We start from the raw sequence: 19,848 nt of genomic DNA, 5'->3' as shown, positions 1-19,848 counted from the left end.
CACGCAGGCGGACATAGCTCAGTTGGTAGAGCACCACCTTGCCAAGGTGGATGTCGCGCGTTCGAGTCGCGTTGTCCGCTCCATCGGGAAGCCCCCGGTCTCACGACCGGGGGCTTCTTCGTGTCTCAGCCCCAGGTGAGGCCGGTGAGCCGCTCGTACGCCTCGATGTACTTGGCGCCGGTCTGCTCGGCGACCTCCTGCGGGAGGGCCGGCGGCGGGAGTTCGCCCTTGCGGTCCCAGCCGGACGCCGGGGAGGTCAGCCAGTCGCGGACGAACTGCTTGTCGAAGGAGGGCTGCGCGCGGCCCGGCTTCCACTCGTCGGCGGGCCAGAAGCGTGAGGAGTCCGGGGTCAGCACCTCGTCGCCGGCGACGAGGGTGCCGTCCTTGTCGAAGCCGAACTCGAACTTGGTGTCGGCGAGGATGATGCCGCGCTCGCGGGCGATGTCCCGGGCCCTGCTGTACACGGCCAGGGTGGTCTGGCGCAGCAGGGCCGCCGTCTCGGCGCCGGTGGTGCGCGCGACCTCCTCGTACGAGACGTTCTCGTCGTGCTCGCCGACCTCGGCCTTGGCGGCCGGGGTGAAGATCGGGGCGGGCAGCTCGGAGCCGTCCACGAGGCCTTCGGGGAGGGCGAGTCCGCAGACCGTGCGGGTCTGGTCGTACTCGACGAGGCCGGAACCGGTGAGGTAGCCGCGGGCCACGCACTCGACCGGGACCATGTCGAGGTTCTTGCAGATCAGGGTGCGGCCGGCCCAGTCGGCGGGGGCGCCTTCGGGCAGGTCGGTGCCGATGACGTGGTTCGGCACGAGGTCCCTCAGCTGGTCGAACCACCAGAGGGAGAGCTGGGTCAGGACGCGGCCCTTCTCCGGGATCTCGGTGGGGAGCACCCAGTCGTACGCGGAGATGCGGTCGCTGGCGACCATGACGAGGTTGCCGTCTCCGTCGCGGTAGAGCTCGCGCACCTTGCCGGTGTGGAGGTGGACGAGGCCGGGCACCTGAACCGGCTCGGGCTTTTCTACGAATCCGGACACGGAGTCTCCCTGTGGTTCTGTACGAGCGCACCCCCATTGTCCCGTACCGGGGTCGATGCACGGCCTCCGGGGGTCCCCGGCGGTTCGGTCCCGTCAGTCCCGTCGGTCAGTCCCGCTTGCAGATCCGGTCGAGGAGGTTGGCGGTGGCCCGCTGGACCCGTTCGTCGACGTGGCCGGGGCGGTCGAGGGCCGGTGACCAGGCGAAGGTGCCCGACGCGAAGACCAGGGCGCCGCTCGGGGCCCGGTACAGGGAGGTCTCCTGGTGGCGCTTGGCGCCCTCGCCGTCGAGGTACGGGGAGTGCGCGAGCAGGATGCGGTCCTGGTGCTCGGGGAGCTGGGTGCGCGGGAAGTACCGGTCGGCCTCGCCGGCGACCAGGCCGGGGAGCTCGTCGTTCTCGTCGGCGCCGGTGGAGTCCCAGAGCCAGTGCGAGGCGTTGCGGACGATCAGCGGCGCGGGCTCGGGGACCCGCCCGGCGTACTGGATGCCGAGCAGCTGCTGCTCCGCGCGGTCGACCTCGCGCCAGAGGCTGGGGCGGCCGGGGCCACGGCGTTTTCGGCAGGTGAGGAGCCGGTCCTCCACCCCTGACGGGGAGGGCCCCAGCTCGACCTGCCAGTACATGGTGTTGGCGGAGAGGAAGACCAGCGAGGTGCCGTGGTCGCGGGCGCGCTCGACGGTGCGGCGCATGGGGCCCGACCAGTACTCGTCGTGGCCGGGGAAGACCAGGCCGCGGTAGCGGGTGGGGTCGACGCGGCCGGCGTGCAGATCGCGGGTGTCGGCGTAGGCGAGGTCGTAGCCGTAGCGCTCGGCCCAGCGGATGAAGTCGTAGGCGTGGCCCACGTGCAGGGGCAGGCCGGCGCCGGCGTAGGGCCGGTCGAAGGAGACGGTGATGGCCGCGTCCTGCTCGCCGAGCAGCCGCCCCTCGTCGTCCCAGGCGTGGTAGAGGCTCGCGCCGGTCCGCCCGTCCTCGGGGTAGAGGTTGTAGGCCTGCCAGGTGATGTCGGGCAGCAGCAGGAGCAGGTCGGCGGGATGGTCGTCGCGGACGGTGAACGGGATGTGGGAGCGGTACCCGTCGGCGGTGGTGAGCACGGCGACGTACGCGCCCACGCTCCAGTAGGACGGCACCTGGAGCCGCCAGGACAGCCACCAGTGGTGGCAGGAGACGGTGCGGTCGGCGGTGAGCGGGGCGGGCTGCACGATCCCCGAGAGCCGGGGGCTGGTGGTGATCTTGGAGGCGCCGTCGCCGCCGTAGTGGCCGATGCGGTAGACGTCGACGGAGAACTGCTGGGGCGGGTCCACGGTGATGTGGAAGTCGATGGCCTCGCCGGGCGTGACGGCCCCGGTGGAGGCGAACCCCTTGATCTGCCGGTGCACGTCGTCGGCGGTGCGCGGGCCGCTGACGCTGCGCGCCTGGGGCTTCTGGCCGGGCGCCAGGGCCGGGTCCACGTACCAGGGCACGACGTGCCCGGTGTCGTCGAAGTACAGCTCGCTGCCCCGGAACCACGGCAGCGGCCCCTGACCGAAGGGATCGTTCACCGCGTGCGCGAGCGCCCCTGATTCCCACCGCCGGATCTGGTCCGCACCCATACCGCTCCCCTCCCTCGCTCCCCCGAACGGTCTCTGTCCACCGCCGACGCCTCGCGGTTCCGGGACTGCGAACCGCGACGGTCCCAGCACATCACATAACGCACTCATTCCGTCACCGTTCGCCACATCCGGAGTTCCGGACCCCGAAGTTCACCGGCCTGAGGTAGGGGCCGGGGCGGGCCGGGCAGCGGTCGGGCGGGGCGGGGCAGACAGGTCGGGGCGGGCGGCGGCGGCCGCGGTCACACCAGGCGGACGGGCTTCTCCGGGCGGACGCCGAGCTCCGCGAGCCAGTCCCGCAGGGGCTCCGGGTCGCCGTCCTCCACCAGGCTCAGCACCCGGGGTGCCAGGTCCGCGCGCCGTTCGCCGCCGACCAGGAGCACCGGGCCGTCCAGCCAGTCCAGCCCCGGCGCGGCATCGGCCGAGTCGACCGCCGCGGCGCACACCAGCGCCGTGACGTGGTCGGCGAGCAGGTCCCGCCCGCTGCGGGGCGGCTGGAGCGGGAACAGCGGTACGGCATCGACCCCGCGCGCCACCGCGGCGCCCCCGGACCTTTCCTGCCTGGCCAGGTCACCGCTCAGCCGGCCGGCCAGCGCCTCCGCGGCCGCGCCCTCGCCCGCCGCGTCCGTGAGGTGGCCCAGCACCCGGTCCAGCGTCGGACCCGGTCCGGCCGGTACGGCGAGGGCGTCCAGTGCGGCGTGCAGCCGGGCCGCCTCCGCCCGCCATTTGCGGTCCACGACCTCTTCCGGATACGCCGCCCAGTCCACCGGCGACCAGTCCGGACCGGCCTCGGCCGGACCGCCGTGGAAGAGCCGCGCGGCCAGCAGCGAAGCCGCCTCGTCGATCACCCCGGGCCGCTCCAGCAGATCGCACGCGGGTCGCTCGCCGAGCCGGGAGGTGAACCCGTCGGCCAGCCGGTCCCGCCGGGACAGCTCGGTCAGCGCCGAGACGACCCCGGCGTCGAGGTGCGCCGGCCAGCGGCCCATCCGCCAGGCGGGCAGCGCGACCCGGGTCAGCAGCCGGTCCCAGCCCGCATAGGCGAGGCCGACCTGCTCCTGGGCGACGATGCGCAGCGCGTAGTCCACACCCTGTGCGCGGTCCGAGGCGGCGGCCGCCACCCCGCGCTCCATCTCGGCGGCGTCCTCCTGGCACAGCCTCAGCAACAGCCGGGCCGGCCGGCCGATCCAGCCGAGGCCGGGCCGGCTGCCCACGTCCGCGGCGGCGTCGAGCCCGCGCACGAAACCCCGGGCGTCGGCTATGTCCGGATGCGCGGAAGGGCCCGTACCGGCGACGACCGGCGCCAGGACCGCCCGCAGTTCGGCGACCCGCATCCACCACAGGAACGGCGAGCCGATCACCAGCACGGGAGCCGCACCCGGCTCGGACTCGCGCCCGCCGGTTATGCCGCCGCGGCGGTGCGCCGCGTGCGTACGGTCCTCGAGCCAGCTGTCGCAGTCCGGCGTCAGGGCTATCGCGGAGGGCGCGGGCACGTCCATCCGGTCGGCCAGGTCCCGCACCAGCCGGTAGAGGTCCGGCGCGGCGGACTCCGCCAGCGGCACCGTCGGGGTGAGGGCCGGGCCCGCCCGCAGCACCACCGCGGCGAACACCCCGCCGACGAGCAGCACCGCCACGGCGACCACGCACACGACGAGGGTCACCAGGGGCCAGGGGTCAGCGGCCAGCCGGCCCGTCATCCGGGCGCTCAGCAGCACCACCGCGAGGGCGGCGGGCAGCAGCCCGAGGGCCAGGGCCCGGCTGCGCACGCGCAGCACGGCCAGGGCCCGGGAGCGCGCGGACGGCGCGCCCACTTCCACGATCGAACCGGTTCCGGACACGGCCGGACCTCACCCCCTCTGCCCTGCGGCGGTTTCGCTCACTCCCCCACTGTGACACCCGCCACTGACATCGCAATGCCGGTGGGCCAAGTGCCGGAATGCTTGGCATCGCACCCTAGTTGGGGACCGACCGGCAGTCAGCCGGACCGGGCGACGATCACCCGATGGAATGGCTTTGGGTAAAGGTGGCTGCGTTCGAATGCGGCCGGATGCACTCGCACGCGGACACGCGCGCGGGCCCGGGCGCACCGGGGTGCGCGCCGGGCCCGCGTCACGCAAGCCCCGCTGCTCAGCGGCCTTCGGCCGCCTTGGCGGCGATGTCCGTACGGTGCTGGGAGCCGTCCAGCCGGATCCGCGCGACGGCCTTATACGCCTTCTCACGGGCCTGTGCCAGATCGGAACCGGTCGCCGTCACCGACAGCACGCGGCCGCCCGCGCTGACGACCGCGTCCCCCTCGCGCCGGGTCCCGGCGTGCAGGACGTACGCGTCGGGGCCGTCCTCGGCGGCCACCTCGGCCAGGCCCTCGATCGGGTCCCCGGTGCGCGGGGTCTCCGGGTAGTTGTGGGAGGCGATCACCACGGTCACGGCCGCGTCCTCGCGCCAGCGCAGCGGCGGCTCGGCGTCCAGGGTGCCGTTGGCCGCGTTCAGCAGCACGCTCGCGAGCGGGGTGCGCAGCCGGGCCAGGACCACCTGGGTCTCGGGGTCGCCGAAGCGGGCGTTGAACTCGATGACGCGGACGCCGCGCGAGGTGATCGCGAGGCCGGCGTACAGCAGCCCGGAGAACGGGGTGCCGCGGTGGCGCAGTTCGTCGACGGTCGGCTGGAGGACGGTCTCCATGACCTCCTCGACCAGCTTCGGGTCGGCCCAGGGCAGGGGCGAGTACGCGCCCATGCCCCCGGTGTTGGGGCCCTCGTCGCCGTCGAGCGCGCGCTTGAAGTCCTGCGCGGGCTGGAGGGGGAGGACGGTGACGCCGTCGGTGATGGCGAAGAGGGAGACCTCGGGACCGTCGAGGTACTCCTCGATGACGACCCGGTCGCAGGCCAGCGCGTGGGCGCGGGCGGCCGCCAGGTCGTCGGTGACCACGACGCCCTTGCCGGCGGCGAGGCCGTCGTCCTTGACGACGTAGGGGGCGCCGAAGGCGTCGAGGGCCTCGTCCACCTCTTCCGGGGTGGTGCAGACGTAGCTGCGGGCGGTCGGGACGCCGGCGGCGGCCATCACGTCCTTGGCGAACGCCTTGGAGCCCTCCAGCTGCGCCGCTTGCGCGGACGGGCCGAAGACGGGGATGCCGGCGGCGCGGACGGCGTCGGAGACGCCGGCGACCAGCGGGGCCTCCGGGCCGACGACGACCAGGTCGGCGCCGAGTTCGGTGGCGAGGCGGGCCACGGCCGCGCCGTCGAGGGCGTCGACCGGGCGCAGCTCCGCCACCTCGGCGATGCCGGCGTTGCCGGGCGCGCAGTACAGCGCATTGACGTCGGGGTCGAGGGACAGAGAGCGGCACAGGGCGTGTTCGCGGGCGCCGCCGCCGATGACGAGGACCTTCACGCCTTGCAGCCTAGCCCGCTCGCGCGGCCGCCCTTCGTGCGGCCACCCAAGTACGGGCTCCTACTCGTTCGTGTATTCCTCCACAACGGTGGCTCCGAGCTCGCGCACGATGAGGTCGTGTCCGGTCAGGGCGCTCTCGACGAGGTCGGGATCGTCCTCCTCCGGTACGTCGTCCTCGGGCGCCACCGGCGGGGGCGCCTGCTGTACGGGGGGCTGCGGCGCGGAACCGCCGTGCTGCGGCCGCTGGGACTGCTGGGACTGCTGCGGCGGCTGGTAGGGCTGCTGCTGCGGGCCGGGAGCCGGCTGCGCCGGGGCGGCGGGCGGCGGGCTGTAGGCGGGTGCGGCGGGGGCGGAGTACGAGGACGCGGCCGCGGGCTGGCCGCCTCCGCCGCCCACCACGGCGTCGATCTTCCAGTTGACCTGGAACTGCTCGGCCAGGACGGCCTTGAGTACGTCCTCGCTGCCGCTGCTCGCGAAGTTGTCGCGGGCTCCGGCGTTGGGGAAGCCGAGCTGGAGGGTCGTCCCGTCGAAGCCGGTGACCTGGGCGTTCTGGCTGAGCAGGATCCAGGTGAAGCGACGGCGGTTCTTGACGGCCTCCAGGACTGCGGGCCACATCGCCTGGACCTGCCCGGCGCCGGCGGCCATGCCGGGCGACGGGGCGGCGGCCGGAGCGGCAGCGGACGGTGCCGGAGTGGGGGCCGGAGCAGCTGCGGCCGGAGCGGGGGCCGGAGCCGCGGGCCGGCCCGACCCGGGTGCGGCGGCGCTGGGCCAGGCACCGGCCGCAGAGGCGGCCGGGGCGGGAGCGGCCGGGGCGGAGGCGCCGGCTCCGGGCCAGGCGCCGGGGGCGGCGCCGCTGCCCGGCTGTGCGGCCCCGGGCCAGGCCCCGGGCGCGGCGGCGGGGGCCTGCGCGGGAGCGGCAGCGGATTCGGGAGCAGGTGCCGGGGCCTGGGCCGCAGGGGCCTGGGCCGGAGTCGGCGCCTGGACCGGAGCGGGGGCCGGCGCGGCGGCGGCCGGCTCGGGAGCCCGTACGGCGGCAGCGGCGGCCCGCGCGGCGGCGGCGCCCCCTGCGGGCCCGGCCGGGGCCATGCCGTGCGCCTCGGGCCCGGGCACGTACCCCATGGCGGGCGCGCCTGCCGGGACCGCGGCCAGGCCCGCGGCGAACCCGCCCCGCTCCAGCCGGTCGAGCCGGGCCTGGAAGGAGCGCTCGTCGTCGAAGGCGGCGGGCAGCAGGACCCGGGCGCAGATCAGTTCCAGCTGGAGCCGTGGCGAGGTCGCCCCGCGCATCTCGGTGAGACCGGTGTTGACCAGGTCGGCGGCGCGGCTGAGCTCGGCGGCCCCGAACACCGAGGCCTGGGCCTGCATCCGCTCGACGACGTCGGCGGGAGCGTCGATGAGCCCCTTCTCCCCGGCGTCGGGCACGGCGGCCAGGATCACGAGGTCCCGGAGCCGCTCCAGCAGGTCGGCGACGAACCGGCGCGGGTCGTTGCCGCCCTCGACCACCCGGTCGACGACCTCGAAGGCCGCCGCCCCGTCCCCGGCGGCGAAGGCGTCGACGACGGAGTCGAGGAGCGACCCGTCGGTGTACCCGAGCAGGGAGGTGGCCATGGCATACGTCACACCCTCCTCGGCGGCACCGGCGAGGAGCTGGTCCATGACGGACATGGAGTCACGCACGGATCCGGCGCCGGCCCGCACGACGAGCGGCAGCACGCCGTCCTCGACCATGGCGCCCTCGCGCCCGCAGACCTCGCCGAGGTAGTCGCGCAGCGTCCCGGGCGGCACGAGCCGGAAGGGGTAGTGGTGCGTCCTGGACCGGATGGTCCCGATGACCTTCTCGGGCTCGGTCGTCGCGAAGATGAACTTGAGGTGCTCCGGGGGCTCCTCGACCACCTTCAGCAGGGCGTTGAAGCCCGCCGAGGTGACCATGTGGGCCTCGTCGATGATGTAGATCTTGTAGCGGCTGGAGGCGGGCCCGAAGAAGGCCTTCTCCCGCAGGTCACGGGCGTCGTCCACACCACCGTGCGAGGCGGCGTCGATCTCGATGACGTCGATCGACCCCGGGCCGTTGCGCGCCAGGTCCCGGCAGGACTGGCACTCGCCGCAGGGGTCGGGAGTGGGACCCTGCTCACAGTTCAGGCAGCGCGCCAGGATGCGCGCGCTGGTGGTCTTGCCACACCCGCGGGGACCGCTGAACAGGTACGCGTGATTGACCCGGTTGTTCCGCAGGGCCTGCATCAGGGGGACAGTGACATGCTCCTGCCCGATGACCTCGGCGAACGACTCGGGGCGGTAGCGGCGGTACAGCGCAAGGGACGACACGTCTACGAGGTTATCCGGGCCCACCGACAAAGACGTCCCGCCGACCGCCCCGGAACGCAAAGCGCCCCCCACGCACCCGCCAGAGCCCACTTACCCTTGCTGCCTTCCGGCCCTGGGGGAGTTGGGTGAGATAGCGCCACGTGAGGGGCTGGGCCCCACCCTAGCGGATACCGGCCCCCGGAATCGACCCGCCCCCGGCCCCGCCCCCACCCGGATCCCCGCCGGCAGTCCCCGCGGACGATCACGTTCGCGAGCACCCCTCAACGTCTTGTATTGTTTGCGGCGGAGGATTCGCCTAGTGGCCTAGGGCGCACGCTTGGAAAGCGTGTTGGGGGCAACCCCTCACGAGTTCGAATCTCGTATCCTCCGCCTCTGCCCCTCGGGGCAACCGAAGGACCCGACCGCAATGCGGCCGGGTCCTTCGTCGTTCCGGGGTGGCGGCTCTGGTTGCAGTTCCCGGTCTGCGCCCCGCGCCGCCCCGGGATGGCCGGGGCGGCGCGGGAGTCACAAAGCCGTCGCGGCGTTGTTCCGTTGAACGCCGCCTGCGCGCTGAGCCTGCGGAGCACCGACCGACCGGCACCCGGCTCAGCGGATCTGGGTGGCGGCCCAGTGAGCCCATTCGCGGCGCATCGCGTTGAAGCGCAGGCCGTATTCCAGGGCGATCCTGCCGTGGACCGACAGGGTGTCGTCGCCCCAGTCGATGGAGGCGTCGAGCCGGCGCAGGTCCTCGTGCTCCTGCTCGGAGAGTTCCGCCAGTCCCGTCAGGTAATCCCGCGCCTGGTCCGGGGTGAGGACGCCGAGGAAGAAGACCCTCAGCAGGATGTCGCTGCGGGTGTTGCGCTGGGGCTTGGTCTCGGTCAGCCAGTGGCGCAGTTCGGCCAGGCCCTCGTCGGTGAGCGTGTACTCCTTGCGGCCGCGCGGACCTTCCGCCGAGACGCTGATCATTCCGGCGTCGGCGAGCTTGGACAGCTCCGTGTACATCTGGCTCTGGGTGGCGGGCCAGACGTTGGCCAGTGAGGTCTCGAAGCGCTTGAGCAGGTCGTAACCGCTGGCCGGGCGCTCTGACAGGAGTCCGAGAAGGGCGTGTCGAAGGCTCATGCCCCTCACCTTACATTCCTCCCTTGACATGTCAGTAGTGGAACATCTACTTTCGACATGTCAGAGCAGGAACGTCAGTTGCCCGGGGGGCCCCTCGATGTCTTACGTACGCACCTTCCTTCCCTGGATCGTCTTCGCCGTGCTCCCGTCCGCGCAGTGGCAGTGGGGCGCGCTCGCCGGTCTCGTCGCGGCGGTCGCCGTGGCCGTCCAGCAGCGCAGGGCCGGGGCCGGGTTCGACGCGCTGATCATCGAGATCGGCTCGGCGGTCTTCTTCGCGGCCCTGACGGCCATCGCCTTCGCCGACCCGCACTCGGCCGTCCACGGCTACTCCGCGGCCCTCTCCTCGGCCGTCCTGGCCCTCATCGCCGGCGGCTCGTTGCTCGTGGGCAGGCCGTTCACCCTGGGCATCGCCAAGCGCACCACCCCGCGCGAGGTGTGGGGCCTGCGGCCGTTCGTCCGGGCCAACGTCGTCATCACCGCCGTGTGGACCGCCGCCTTCGCGGTCACCGCCGGGGCCCTCGCCGCCCTCGCCCACGCCGGCCAGGGCCACTCGACGCCCGCGACGCTCGTCCAGGCCGCCGGGTTCGTCGTCCCGATGCTCTTCACCGTCCGCTACGTCGCCGCCGTCCAGGCCAAGGCCCCGGCCGCCGGGCAGCGGTAGGGTGCGGGCGTGCCGTCGTACTCGATCGGGCAGGCTGCGGGCCTGCTCGGCGTGAGCCCCGAAACCGTCCGCCGCTGGGCCGACGCAGGGCGGCTGCCCGTCGGCCGCACGCCCGACGGGTCCCGGTCCGTCGACGGGGCGACGCTGGCCGCCTTCGCCAAGGCCCGGGCCGGAGCGCCGCAGCCTCCGGCGGGGACCGGCACGGCAACCTCCGTACGGAACTCCTTCGTCGGGATCGTCACGGCGGTGCGGCTCGACGAGGTGGCGGCCCAGGTGGAGATCCAGTCGGGCCCGCACCGGGTGGTGTCCGTCGTGACGCGGGAGTCGGTCGAGGAGCTCGGGATCGCGGTCGGCGTGAGCGTCACGGCCCGGGTGAAGTCCACCGAGGTCTACGTCGACCTCCCCTGACCGCGACCCGCCCCCCCGTCAGCCGCCCGGCCCGCAGACCGACATCCCGGCCTCCCGGAGCCCCTCCAGGCGGTGGGCCAGCGCCTCGGCCAGGGCGTCGCCGTCCGTCGCCGCGCGCACCCGGTACTGGCGGTACTGGGCGAAAGACCTGTGACGCGCGACGTCGTCTGGCAGGCAGGCAGGCAGGCAGAAGGTGAGCCGGTATCTGGCGGAGCAGGCGGCCGATCAAGATCTGCGAGGGAGGAACGTTAGATCCTCCCGCACTTGCAGCTCATTGCAGCCCATGCACCTTGCAGATGAGGTTCCGGAATGACCGGACCCGGGAATCATGTGCGCATGGCCAAACTCATGCTGCACGGAGATCTGGAGCACCCGGCGACCCTGAGCGTCGCGGACCTGCGGGACTGGGCACAGCACCGGGCCGAGGTCACGTTCGACTGCGCGACGAACGGCCCGCAGCACCACTTCTTCGAGGGGGCGCTGCTGCGCGACGTGGTCGCGGACGCGGGGCCGTCGTTCGACGCCCGCCGGCGCAAGGACCGCAGCCGGTTCCTGCTGGCGGTCAGCGGCGGGGACGGGCACCACTCGGTCCTGTCCTGGGCCGAGCTCGACGCGGACTTCGGCGACAGCGCGGTGCTGCTGGCCACCCGCCTCGACGGTGAGGACCTCGACGGGGCGGGCGCACAGCTGGTGGTTCCGTCGGACCGGTGCGGGGCGCGGTACGTCAGCGCGGTCACGCACGTGTGGTTCGGCGCACTGTCACCGCCGAGCCTGGGGCTGTGAGGGACTGCCCGGGCCTGCGAGGCTTCAGCCGGTTGTGAGGCTTCAGGCGGTCGCTCAGGCGGTCGCGAGCGAGATCTCGGTGGCCTTGATCAGCGCGACCACGGAGGAGCCGGCGGACAGGCCGAGCGCCTCGACGGCGTCCTTGGTGATGGCCGCGGTCAGCCCGCCCTCGTTCACGCCGACCTTGACGGAGGCCATGGCGCCGCCGGTGGCGACGTCGGAGACGGTGCCGGGCAGCTCGCCTCTGCGGCTGCCACGGGTCACGCGTGCTGGGGCACCTCCGGCTTCAGCATGCCGCGCAGAGCGTCGCGGAACTCCTGGGAGTCCTCTTCCCCGTGCACGGAAACGGCGTGCTGGACGGCCGCCCCCATGACTTCGTCTTCCTCACCCGTGATGGTCAGGGTGCACCCGATCTCGCTGGGGTACTCCCTGCAGTCCATGACCTTGCGCATGACGCGCCTCCCTTCCACTCCCCACGATCCTCCGCTTCCCCACGGGACGAAAGCCGGGCCGCGCGCCGGGGCCCCGGGTCAGCTGCCGCCCGGCTGGAGCACTCCGTGGACGGCGAGCCGGTAGGGCGCGGGCGCCGATCGTTTCGGTGGGATCGTAGTGGCCGCCTCCGGCCCCGGCCCGGCGCCTGCGCCCGCCCTGGAGCCCGAGCCGGACTCCGAGCCAGATGCCGGGCCGGGGCCGGACCCCGCCCCGGAGGCCGGGACCGAAACGCGCCGCGACGCGCAAGGACTCCGTGTACGGCGAGGACGTCGCCCTCGGCGAGTGGACCACGCCCAATGGGGGCCCACCAGGGCCTGCCCGGGGGCCCGACGGGGGCCCACCGCTCTACGGGTAGGGGCGGGGCCGCCGCATGGCCGGCCCCGCCCCGAGAGGCACGGCTACGCGTCCGACATCTTCGGCATGTCGCCCGTCGTGTTCGACATGTCGATCACCGCGAACGCCGCGCCCTGCTGGTCCGTCAGCGCGGCGAAACGTCCGAAGGGGCTGTCCATCGGGCCGAAGTGGAGCGTGCCGCCGTGCTTCTTCGCCTTCGCCACCGCCTCGTCGCAGTCCGAGACCGCGAAGTAGACCTGGATGTACGGGGGGATCTCGGGCGGGAACTCGTCGCCCATGGCCATCCGGCCCAGGACCGGGTTCCCCGTGCCGCCGACGCTGAAGATCTTGAAGTCCATCCCGGCCGTCTCGGGGTCGTCGCCCGTCTCCATCTTCTGGACGCCGTACGGGAAGACCTTCGGCAGGAAGCCGTCCGCCTTGGCCGGATCACGGGTGAAGACCTCCGCCCAGGCGTACGCGCCCGGTTCACCGGTCTTCTCGAAGCCCTTGTGCTCGCCCGGCTGCCACACGCCGAACACGGCACCGCTCGGCTCCTTCGCGATCACCATCGTGCCGAAGGTCCCCACCTGCATCGGCTCCATCATCAGCTCGCCGCCGGCCGCCTTGATCTTCTCCGCCGTCGCCGCCGCGTCCGGCGAGGCGAAGTACAGACACCACTGCGACGGAGCCTCGGCGCCCGGCATCGGCGGGACGACGGCCGCCACGGCCTTGCCGTCGGAGTAGGCCTGCGTGTAGTTGCCGTACTCGCTGGACGCCTCGCCGAAGGTCCAGCCCAGCACGTCGGAGTAAAAGGCCTTGGCGCCCTCCACGTCCTTGAACATCGCGTCCGCCCAGCACGGAGCGCCTTCCGGGAACTCAGCCATGATCGATCGGCTCCTGTGTCGTTTCGTCTGGTTTTGCGCGGTTCTCACGCTAGGTCCACGGTGCGGCGACCGCGCGGGGAACGCGGCCGCGCGGGACGCTGGAGCCATGGACATCACGATGCGGCTGGCCCAGCAGCCGGAGGCCGACGAGCTCCTCGGCCGCAGCCGGCTCGCCGCCCTCGTCGGCATGCTGCTCGACCAGCAGGTGCCGATGGAGTGGGCGTTCTCCGGGCCGTACACGATCGCCCGGCGGATGGGCACCGACGATCTGGACGCGCACGCCATCGCCGCCGCCGACCCCGAGGCCTTCGCCGCACTGCTCTCCGAGAAGCCGGCGGTGCACCGCTACCCCGGGTCGATGGCGAAGCGGGTGCAGCAGCTGTGCGCGTACCTGGTGGAGCACTACGACGGTGACGCGGAGGCCGTCTGGCGTGGTGTGCCGACCGGCGACGAGCTGCTGAAGCGGCTCAAGGAGCTGCCCGGGTTCGGCGAGCAGAAGGCCCAGATCTTCCTGGCCCTGCTCGGCAAGCAGCTGGGCGTGCGCCCCGAGGGCTGGCGCGAGGCGGCCGGCGGCTACGGACGGGCCGGCGTCTACCGCTCGGCGGCCGACATCACCGGGCCGGAGTCCCTGGCGAAGGTTCGGGCGCACAAGCAGGAGATGAAGGCCGCGGCCAAGGCCGGGAAGGCTGCCGGGAAGACCGCCGGGGCCGGCGGGGACGGGAAGGCCGCCGCCAAGGCCGGGAAGACCGGGAAGGCTGCCGGGGCCGGCGAGGACGGGAAGTGACCGCGGCGGCCCGGCCCGGCCGTCCCCGGTGTCACGGCGTGGCGGTGAAGGAGCGGCGGTAGGAGCGGGGCGGCACCCCGCGGCGGCGCACGAACTGTTCGCGCAGGACGGCCGCGCTCCCGTACCCGACGCGGCGGGCGATCTCCTCGACCGGCAGGTCCGTGGTCTCCAGGAGCTCCTCGGCGCCGCTCAGCCGCAGGCTGCGCAGCCAGGCGTGCGGGGTGGTGCCGGTCGCAGCGGTGAAACGGCGGGCGAAGGAACGTTTGCTCATCACGGCGCGCCGGGCCAGTTCCGCGACGGGGAGCGGCTCGTGGAGGTTCTCGCGGGCCCATGCGAGGACCTCGGCGAGCCGCTCGTCGCGGCAGTCCTCGGGAACGGGGGCGGCCAGGTACTGCGCCTGCCCGCCGTCGCGGTGCGAGGGCAGCACCACGTCCCGGGCCACGGCGTTGGCCATCGCGGCCCCGTACTCCCGCCTCAGCAGGTGCAGGCAGAGGTCGAAGCCCGCGGCCGCCCCCGCGCCCGTGACGACACGTCCCTCGTCGACGTAGAGCGCGTCGGCCTCGACGCTGACCTCCGGGTGGCGGGCGGCGAGCAGCCCGGCGAACCGCCAGTGGGTGGTGGCCCGCCGCCCGTCGAGCAGCCCGGCGGCGGCGAGCGCGAAAGCGCCGACGCAGTGGGCCGCGACCAGGGCGCCGCGCTCGTGTGCCGCCGACAGTGCGTCGAGCACGGCCGGGGCGGGCGGCGTACGGAAACCGGCCCACGGCAGGGCGATCACCAGGTCGGCCTCGGCGAGCCGGTCCAGGCCGTGCGTGAGGGTGAGCGGCACGCCGACGTCGGTGGGGACCTGCCCGGGCCGGTCGGTGCACAGGGCGAGCTCGAAGCCGGGCGCCGACGCACCGTGCGGGGCGAAGACCTCGGTGACGATGCCGACGGCGAGCATGCCGACTCCGGGCGGGGTGTACGCGGCGACCGTCGCGAAGGGGGACATCGGCGCAGTGTGCCACGCCCGACACGCCTGCCTGGCACCAATCCTGCGATCAGCGGCAGTTGTGCCACTCGTACCCGGCCGGCCGGCTCGGAAGGATGGGGGACATGACAGACGCACCGCTCGGCCGCAGCGCCGCATTCAAGGTCCTGACCACCGGATACGTCGGCTCCACCGGCCCCGGAGTCGCCGCCACCGTCTCCTACGTGCACGACGCGGGACGGCACGTGATCTTCGACCCGGGCATGGTGGCGAGCCACGACGACATCCTCGCCCCGCTCGCCGAACTGGGCCTCGGCCCCGACGACATCACCGACGTGGTGCTCAGTCACCACCACCCGGACAACACCATGAACGCGGGCCTGTTCGGACGGGCCCTGGTCCACGACCACAAGGTCGAGTACCGGGGCGACCGGTGGACGAACCGGGACGCCGAAGGCTACGAACTCACCCCGTCGCTCCGCCTGATCCGCACCCCGGGCCACAGCAACGAGGACATCACCCTGCTCGCGGGCACGGACTCCGGCGTGGTGGCCTTCGCCGGCGACCTGTGGTGGCACGCGAACGGCCCCGCGGACGACCCGGTGGCCCCGGACCGCGCGGTGCTGCGCGCCTCCCGGGAGCGGGTGCTGGCTGCGGCGGACCTGATCGTGCCCGGCCACGGCGGGCCGTTCACGGCCGACGACAACACCCCGCGCTAGCCGTGTACTTGCGGGCAGCGCCGCGGGACCGGCTACGCCATCGGCCGGAATTGACCGGCATATGAAGGTCCAGATTGGCCCCTGTCACCGGTCACATGGCGGCGTAGATTCATGATCATGACGAACGAGATCCTGACCCGCGCCGCCACCGCCGAGACCATCACCGACGGCCCCGGCAGCGTCATCACCCTGCTGACCGACACCGCCGAACTCACCTGCAACACCGCCACCTTCGACGAGGGCGCGGCCGGCGCCCCCGTCCACTTCCACACCAAGGCGACCGAGTTCTTCCACGTCACCGCCGGGCGGCTCGACGTACTGGTCGGCGACGAGGTCCGGACCCTCACCGCCGGCGACTTCCTGTCCGTCCCGGCGGGCGTGAAGCACGCCTTCGCGCCCTCCCCGGGACACACGGCGAGCGTCTTCGTCGGCTTCACGCCCGGCATGGGCCGCTTCGACTACTACCGGCTCCTCGGCCGGGTCCGCGCGGGCGAGGCCACCGTCCAGGACATCATCGACAGCCAGCCCACGTACGACAACCACTACGCGGAGAGCGCCGCCTGGGCCGGCCGCCTGCGCAACGCCGACGCGTAGGTCTCGTCCGCGTCCAGGCGCCGCAGCTCCTCCGAGATCAGCTCGGCCTTGCTGCGGATCTTCAGGGCCACCTTGCGGTCGGGGCCGCCCGGCAGGAGGAGCGTGGCCAGCGCCCCGTCGGGGCGGTCCACCGTGATCGTGCCCGCCGGGCCCTCCAGCCGGACCCGCGTGATCACCGGCCCGTCCGTGACGACCCGCTCCACGGGCACCCCCAGCCGGTCCTCCAGCCAGCGGGCCAGCAGTTCGGCGCTCGGGTTGTCGGCCTCGCTCTCCACGGCCCCGCCCGTCACCGGCAGCGGCTTCTGGTCCATCGCGGCGGCCAGCAGCGCCCGCCACGGCGTCAGCCGGGTCCAGGCGAGGTCGGTGTCGCCGGGGGCGTACGAGGCACCCCGCTCGTCCAGGACCGCCACCGGGTCGGCGGCCGCCTCGGCGTCCGTGATCCGGCGTTGCGCGAGCGCGCCCAGCGGATCCCGCGCCGGGTCGGCGGGCGCCTCGGCCGGCCACCACGCCACCACCGGCGCATCCGGCACCAGCAGCGGGAGGACCACCGAACCCGCCTGCTCGGTGAGGGCCCCGTGCAGGCGCAGCAGCACGATCTCCCCGGTCCCTGCGTCCGAGCCGACCCGCAGCTCTGCGTCAAGGCGGGTCTGGCGGAGCTTGTGCGGGCCGCGCGAGGTGCGCTTGATCACCGCGATGATGCGGCACGGGTGCTCGCGCGAGGCCTCCGAGGCCGCGCGGACGGCGTCGTACGCGTTCTCCTCGTCGGTCGCTATGACGAGCGTCAGGACGAGGCCCATGGTGGGGCTGCCGATCGCCCGGCGGGCGGCGAGCAGCGCCCGGTCGATCTTGCTGGACGTGGTGTCGGTGAGTTCGGTCCGCATGGGGCGAAGTCTGTCAGCGCGGAAGGCCCCGGCGGCACCCCGGCCGCGGATCCGGCTGCAGAATGCGTCACCTGCGCCGCTTCGCCGTCCCGAAGACCGAGCGGGAGATCTCCCGCCCCAGCTGGGTCCCGACCGAGCGGGCCAGTGAGCGGAACAGCCCGCTCCCCACCACCTGTTGGGCCAGCGAGGGCTCCGGCTTCGGGGCGCCGCGCTCCGCCTTCGCGGTCTCCTTGGCCCGTTCCCCGGCCTGCTTCTCGGCCGCCGCCCGGGCCGCGGCCGCCTCCGCCTCCGCCTCGGCCGCCGCCTGCTCGGCGCTGATCTTCTCGTACGCCGACTCGCGGTCGACGGCCTGCGCGTACCGCGAGTAGAGGAGCGAGGACTTCACCGCCGCGTCCAGCGCCGCCGGCCCCATCGGACCCATCAGGGACTGCGGGGCGCGCAGCCGGGTCGCCGCCACCGGGGTCGGGGCCCCCTTCTCGCTGAGTACGGTGATCACCGCCTCACCCGTCCCGAGCCCGGTCAGCAGCTCCTCCAGGTCGTACGCGGAGTTGGGGAACGTCTTCACGGTGGCCTTCAGCGCCTTGGCGTCGTCCGGGGTGAAGGCGCGCAGCGCGTGCTGCACCCGGTTGCCGAGCTGAGCGAGCACGTCGGACGGCACGTCCTTGGGGGTCTGCGTCACGAAGAAGACGCCGACCCCCTTCGAGCGGATCAGCCGCACGGTCTGGGTGATGGACTCCAGGAAGGCCTTGGAGGCGCCGTTGAACAGCAGGTGCGCCTCGTCGAAGAAGAAGACGAGTTTGGGTTTTTCCAGGTCGCCGACTTCCGGCAGGTCGGTGTAGAGGTCGGCCAGCAGCCACATCAGGAAGGTGGAGAAGAGCTGCGGTTTCTCCTGGACCGCCGGGAGTTCCAGTACGGAGACCACCCCGCGCCCGTCGGCGGCGGTCCGCAGGAATTCGCCCGTGTCGAATTCCGGCTCGCCGAAGAACTCGGCGGCGCCCTGCTGCTCGAACGCGGTCAGGGCGCGCAGGATCACCCCGGCCGTCACCGTGGACAGTCCGCCGATCCCCTTGAGCTCTGCCTTCCCCCGGTCGGAGACGAGGAAGGCGACGACCGCCCGAAGGTCCTTGAGGTCGATCAGCTCCAGGCCCTTGGTGTCGGCGTAATGGAAGATCAGGCCGAGCGACTGCTCCTGGGTCTGGTTGAGCTGGAGGACCTTCGACATCAGCACCGGGCCGAAACTCGTCACGGTCGCCCGGAGCGGGATGCCGGGTCCGATACCGCCCAGCGAATAGAACTCGCTGGGGAATCCGGCGCCTTCCCAAGGCTGGGCGACTTCCTTCGCGCGTTCCGCGACCTTCTCGTTGGGCGTTCCGGGCGCGGCGATCCCCGAGACGTCCCCCTTGATGTCGGCCAGGAACACCGGGACTCCGGCCGCCGACAGCTGTTCGGCGATGAGCTGGAGGGTCTTGGTCTTGCCGGTTCCCGTGGCGCCCGCCACCAGGCCGTGGCGGTTGAGCATCGGCAGCGGGATGCGGATCTGCCGGTCGGGCAGGCAGGTGCCGTCCCAGAGCAGGGCCCCGAGTTCGAGCGCGGGTCCGGTGAAGGCGTAACCGGCGGCGATCCGGCCTGCCGGAGACGCGGGGTCGGTGCTCTCGCTCATGAATCACTCCCGAAATAGCCCTGTCTGTCACTTTTGCACCAGGCCGGCAAGGCTGCGCCCGCAGGCACCGGCCCGGTAGGCTTTCCGTGTGATCTTCAAGCGCATCGGAAACGGGCGGCCGTACCCCGACCACGGCAGGGAAACCACCCGGCAGTGGGCGGACGTCGCCCCGCGCCCGGTCCGTCTCGACCAGTTGGTGACGACCAAGGGCCAGCTGGACCTCGAGACGCTGCTCGCCGAGGACTCGACGTTCTACGGAGACCTCTTCGCCCACGTCGTGAAGTGGCAGGGCGACCTCTACCTGGAGGACGGGCTGCACCGCGCCGTGCGCGCGGCCCTGCAGCAGCGCCAGGTGCTGCACGCCCGCGTCCTCGAAATGGACTACTGAGCCGGAACCGGCTGAAAACACGCCAGGAGGCGGCGGGACACGCCGTGGGCGGCCCCGTCTCCCGGCTGCCGCAAGGGCTCCCCGCCTGAGCTTCCGGTTCGCGAGGATTGCGCCTTTCGGGTCGGTCTTGCCCTATCAACAGATCATTGGGTGGGGATCAACGGCGGGCGGTATTACGCTGCGCCCATGAGCATGCTCACTCCCCCCGGCATGGGCGGAAAGTACCGCGTCACGGGTGCGGCTTACCCCCGCATGAGCCGGCCCCGGCGACGCCGGCGGATCGTCTTCACCGTGCTCGGAGCAGTCCTCGGTCTTGCCCTGCTCGGCTACGGGTCCTTGCAGCTCATGAACGTGTTCCGTGGCGAGAGCGGCAGCGGCAAGCACCGGAACGCGGCGGCCAAGGACTGTGCGACGCCCAAGCCCAGGGCAGGCGCCGAGGCAGCCGCCGAGGCGGCCCCCGCGGCCGCCAGCGCCGCCGCCAGACCGGCCGTCGCACTGCCCCAGCCCGGCGAGATCACCGTCAACGTCTACAACGCGACCCCGCGCGCCGGGCTCGCCAAGGCGGTCGGCGACGAGCTCAAGAAGCGCGGCTTCGTCGTCGGCAAGGTCGGAAACGCGCCCGCCGACTTCGACAAGAAGGTCCCCGGGACGGGGATACTGCTCGGCTCGCCCAAGACCGACAAGGCTGCCTTCTCCGTACTGGGCACCCAGCTCGAAGGCGATACGCAGCAGACCGACGCCCGCGACAGCGGGGACATCGACCTGATCCTCGGCGACGCCTTCAAGGAACTCAGCCCGAAGGAGGCGGCGGACAAGGAACTGGCCCTGCTGGCCAACCCCCAGCCCGCGCCCGCCAAGACCTGCTGACCACCACCCGCCGACCACGCGG

At 73.0% G+C, this 19,848-nt stretch carries 19 protein-coding genes, 2 tRNA genes, 1 other RNA gene and 1 pseudogene; 10 read left to right on the top strand and 13 right to left on the bottom strand.

The window, feature by feature from the left end; translation table 11 throughout:
- Window positions 1–7 precede the first annotated feature (7 nt).
- Window positions 8–83: transfer RNA gene (locus tag ACIPK4_RS09370), tRNA-Gly, on the top strand.
- Window positions 84–125: 42 nt separating this feature from the next.
- Here ACIPK4_RS09370 and ACIPK4_RS09365 read toward each other — a convergent pair.
- The 6 genes from ACIPK4_RS09365 to ffs all read right to left on the bottom strand — a co-directional run bounded on the left by ACIPK4_RS09365 (window position 126) and on the right by ffs (window position 8,460).
- Window positions 126–1,028, bottom strand: a complete 903-nt coding sequence (locus ACIPK4_RS09365) for a phosphoribosylaminoimidazolesuccinocarboxamide synthase (protein WP_054225290.1) — start codon at window positions 1,026–1,028, stop codon at window positions 126–128.
- A 106-nt stretch (window positions 1,029–1,134) separates the two neighbouring features.
- Window positions 1,135–2,613 carry a N,N-dimethylformamidase beta subunit family domain-containing protein gene (locus ACIPK4_RS09360; RefSeq protein ID WP_402310498.1) on the bottom strand — a complete coding sequence of 493 codons (1,479 nt, stop codon included), beginning with the start codon at window positions 2,611–2,613 and terminating at the stop codon, window positions 1,135–1,137.
- Between the two features lie 239 nt (window positions 2,614–2,852).
- Complete coding sequence (locus tag ACIPK4_RS09355; protein ID WP_402310496.1) at window positions 2,853–4,445, bottom strand: hypothetical protein; 1,593 nt, start codon at window positions 4,443–4,445, stop codon at window positions 2,853–2,855.
- A gap of 289 nt (window positions 4,446–4,734) precedes the next feature.
- Entirely contained in the window at window positions 4,735–5,988 is a 1,254-nt protein-coding gene (purD, locus tag ACIPK4_RS09350) for a phosphoribosylamine--glycine ligase (protein ID WP_402310494.1), read from the bottom strand.
- Between the two features lie 60 nt (window positions 5,989–6,048).
- Window positions 6,049–8,307 (bottom strand): DNA polymerase III subunit gamma and tau, encoded by a 2,259-nt coding sequence (locus tag ACIPK4_RS09345; protein WP_402310492.1) that lies wholly within the window; start codon window positions 8,305–8,307, stop codon window positions 6,049–6,051.
- A 54-nt stretch (window positions 8,308–8,361) separates the two neighbouring features.
- Window positions 8,362–8,460: signal recognition particle sRNA small type (ffs, locus tag ACIPK4_RS09340), an RNA gene on the bottom strand.
- A 131-nt stretch (window positions 8,461–8,591) separates the two neighbouring features.
- Here ffs and ACIPK4_RS09335 point away from each other — a divergent pair.
- Window positions 8,592–8,676, top strand: a tRNA-Ser gene (locus tag ACIPK4_RS09335).
- A 216-nt stretch (window positions 8,677–8,892) separates the two neighbouring features.
- On the opposite strand, the gene ACIPK4_RS09330 is transcribed toward ACIPK4_RS09335, so the two are convergent.
- Entirely contained in the window at window positions 8,893–9,405 is a 513-nt protein-coding gene (locus ACIPK4_RS09330; RefSeq protein ID WP_402310490.1) for a PadR family transcriptional regulator, read from the bottom strand.
- A gap of 97 nt (window positions 9,406–9,502) precedes the next feature.
- On the opposite strand from ACIPK4_RS09330, the gene ACIPK4_RS09325 reads away from it, so the two are divergent.
- From ACIPK4_RS09325 to ACIPK4_RS09315, 3 genes are all read left to right on the top strand, one after another.
- Window positions 9,503–10,066, top strand: coding sequence for a hypothetical protein (locus ACIPK4_RS09325; protein ID WP_402310489.1), 564 nt, complete (start codon window positions 9,503–9,505; stop codon window positions 10,064–10,066).
- Between the two features lie 9 nt (window positions 10,067–10,075).
- Window positions 10,076–10,474: a TOBE domain-containing protein gene (locus tag ACIPK4_RS09320; protein ID WP_402310487.1), complete on the top strand. Its 399-nt coding sequence runs from the start codon at window positions 10,076–10,078 to the stop codon at window positions 10,472–10,474.
- Between the two features lie 336 nt (window positions 10,475–10,810).
- On the top strand, window positions 10,811–11,257 hold the full coding sequence (locus ACIPK4_RS09315) for a molybdopterin-dependent oxidoreductase (RefSeq protein ID WP_402310485.1): 447 nt from the start codon (window positions 10,811–10,813) through the stop codon (window positions 11,255–11,257).
- Window positions 11,258–11,311: 54 nt separating this feature from the next.
- Here ACIPK4_RS09315 and ACIPK4_RS09310 read toward each other — a convergent pair.
- The 3 genes and pseudogenes from ACIPK4_RS09310 to ACIPK4_RS09300 form a co-directional block, all read right to left on the bottom strand.
- Window positions 11,312–11,503, bottom strand: a pseudogene (locus tag ACIPK4_RS09310) (TOBE domain-containing protein); the annotation flags it as partial.
- A 14-nt stretch (window positions 11,504–11,517) separates the two neighbouring features.
- Window positions 11,518–11,709 carry a DUF1059 domain-containing protein gene (locus ACIPK4_RS09305; protein ID WP_402310483.1) on the bottom strand — a complete coding sequence of 64 codons (192 nt, stop codon included), beginning with the start codon at window positions 11,707–11,709 and terminating at the stop codon, window positions 11,518–11,520.
- Between the two features lie 438 nt (window positions 11,710–12,147).
- Entirely contained in the window at window positions 12,148–12,966 is an 819-nt protein-coding gene (locus ACIPK4_RS09300) for a VOC family protein (RefSeq protein ID WP_402310481.1), read from the bottom strand.
- 106 nt (window positions 12,967–13,072) lie between these two features.
- Here ACIPK4_RS09300 and ACIPK4_RS09295 point away from each other — a divergent pair, with 106 nt between their 5' ends.
- Window positions 13,073–13,750 (top strand): HhH-GPD-type base excision DNA repair protein, encoded by a 678-nt coding sequence (locus ACIPK4_RS09295; protein ID WP_402310479.1) that lies wholly within the window; start codon window positions 13,073–13,075, stop codon window positions 13,748–13,750.
- A 31-nt stretch (window positions 13,751–13,781) separates the two neighbouring features.
- On the opposite strand, the gene ACIPK4_RS09290 is transcribed toward ACIPK4_RS09295, so the two are convergent.
- The gene (locus ACIPK4_RS09290) at window positions 13,782–14,738 is read right to left on the bottom strand and encodes a GlxA family transcriptional regulator (RefSeq protein WP_402310477.1); all 957 of its coding nucleotides are present in this window, start codon (window positions 14,736–14,738) and stop codon (window positions 13,782–13,784) included.
- Window positions 14,739–14,842: 104 nt separating this feature from the next.
- Between ACIPK4_RS09290 and ACIPK4_RS09285 the strand changes: the two genes are divergently transcribed.
- Both ACIPK4_RS09285 and ACIPK4_RS09280 read left to right on the top strand, forming a co-directional pair.
- On the top strand, window positions 14,843–15,436 hold the full coding sequence (locus ACIPK4_RS09285; RefSeq protein WP_376204672.1) for an MBL fold metallo-hydrolase: 594 nt from the start codon (window positions 14,843–14,845) through the stop codon (window positions 15,434–15,436).
- A 117-nt stretch (window positions 15,437–15,553) separates the two neighbouring features.
- Window positions 15,554–16,030: a cupin domain-containing protein gene (locus ACIPK4_RS09280; RefSeq protein WP_402310475.1), complete on the top strand. Its 477-nt coding sequence runs from the start codon at window positions 15,554–15,556 to the stop codon at window positions 16,028–16,030.
- On the opposite strand, the gene opcA is transcribed toward ACIPK4_RS09280, so the two are convergent.
- Window positions 15,979–16,911, bottom strand: coding sequence for a glucose-6-phosphate dehydrogenase assembly protein OpcA (opcA, locus tag ACIPK4_RS09275; RefSeq protein ID WP_402310474.1), 933 nt, complete (start codon window positions 16,909–16,911; stop codon window positions 15,979–15,981). The two genes, ACIPK4_RS09280 and opcA, sit on opposite strands and share 52 nt — an antisense overlap.
- Before the next feature lie 67 nt (window positions 16,912–16,978).
- Window positions 16,979–18,571, bottom strand: a complete 1,593-nt coding sequence (locus tag ACIPK4_RS09270; RefSeq protein ID WP_402310472.1) for a helicase HerA-like domain-containing protein — start codon at window positions 18,569–18,571, stop codon at window positions 16,979–16,981.
- An 88-nt stretch (window positions 18,572–18,659) separates the two neighbouring features.
- Here ACIPK4_RS09270 and ACIPK4_RS09265 point away from each other — a divergent pair, with 88 nt between their 5' ends.
- Together ACIPK4_RS09265 and ACIPK4_RS09260 are read left to right on the top strand one after the other, a co-directional pair.
- Window positions 18,660–18,959 (top strand): type II toxin-antitoxin system VapB family antitoxin, encoded by a 300-nt coding sequence (locus ACIPK4_RS09265; RefSeq protein ID WP_030160221.1) that lies wholly within the window; start codon window positions 18,660–18,662, stop codon window positions 18,957–18,959.
- A 186-nt stretch (window positions 18,960–19,145) separates the two neighbouring features.
- Entirely contained in the window at window positions 19,146–19,826 is a 681-nt protein-coding gene (locus ACIPK4_RS09260) for a LytR C-terminal domain-containing protein (RefSeq protein WP_082411050.1), read from the top strand.
- Window positions 19,827–19,848 lie beyond the last annotated feature (22 nt).

The sequence above is a fragment of the Streptomyces sp. NPDC086989 genome, from assembly GCF_044745505.1.
Taxonomy (GTDB): domain Bacteria; phylum Actinomycetota; class Actinomycetes; order Streptomycetales; family Streptomycetaceae; genus Streptomyces.
The sequence above is the reverse complement of the archived record's forward strand: the minus strand, read 5'-3'. Positions and strand labels throughout refer to the sequence as shown.

What these genes read in the sequence shown, in the direction of transcription:
- ACIPK4_RS09360 (WP_402310498.1), bottom strand. Translation starts at nt 2,613, where the DNA reads ATGGGTGCGGACCAGATCCGGCGGTGGGAATCAGGGGCGCTCGCGCAC.
- ACIPK4_RS09330 (WP_402310490.1), bottom strand. Translation starts at nt 9,405, where the DNA reads ATGAGCCTTCGACACGCCCTTCTCGGACTCCTGTCAGAGCGCCCGGCC.
- ACIPK4_RS09325 (WP_402310489.1), top strand. Translation starts at nt 9,503, where the DNA reads ATGTCTTACGTACGCACCTTCCTTCCCTGGATCGTCTTCGCCGTGCTC.
- ACIPK4_RS09315 (WP_402310485.1), top strand. Translation starts at nt 10,811, where the DNA reads ATGGCCAAACTCATGCTGCACGGAGATCTGGAGCACCCGGCGACCCTG.
- ACIPK4_RS09305 (WP_402310483.1), bottom strand. Translation starts at nt 11,709, where the DNA reads ATGCGCAAGGTCATGGACTGCAGGGAGTACCCCAGCGAGATCGGGTGC.
- ACIPK4_RS09300 (WP_402310481.1), bottom strand. Translation starts at nt 12,966, where the DNA reads ATGGCTGAGTTCCCGGAAGGCGCTCCGTGCTGGGCGGACGCGATGTTC.
- ACIPK4_RS09295 (WP_402310479.1), top strand. Translation starts at nt 13,073, where the DNA reads ATGGACATCACGATGCGGCTGGCCCAGCAGCCGGAGGCCGACGAGCTC.
- ACIPK4_RS09290 (WP_402310477.1), bottom strand. Translation starts at nt 14,738, where the DNA reads ATGTCCCCCTTCGCGACGGTCGCCGCGTACACCCCGCCCGGAGTCGGC.
- ACIPK4_RS09285 (WP_376204672.1), top strand. Translation starts at nt 14,843, where the DNA reads ATGACAGACGCACCGCTCGGCCGCAGCGCCGCATTCAAGGTCCTGACC.
- ACIPK4_RS09280 (WP_402310475.1), top strand. Translation starts at nt 15,554, where the DNA reads ATGACGAACGAGATCCTGACCCGCGCCGCCACCGCCGAGACCATCACC.
- opcA (WP_402310474.1), bottom strand. Translation starts at nt 16,911, where the DNA reads ATGCGGACCGAACTCACCGACACCACGTCCAGCAAGATCGACCGGGCG.
- ACIPK4_RS09270 (WP_402310472.1), bottom strand. Translation starts at nt 18,571, where the DNA reads ATGAGCGAGAGCACCGACCCCGCGTCTCCGGCAGGCCGGATCGCCGCC.
- ACIPK4_RS09260 (WP_082411050.1), top strand. Translation starts at nt 19,146, where the DNA reads ATGAGCATGCTCACTCCCCCCGGCATGGGCGGAAAGTACCGCGTCACG.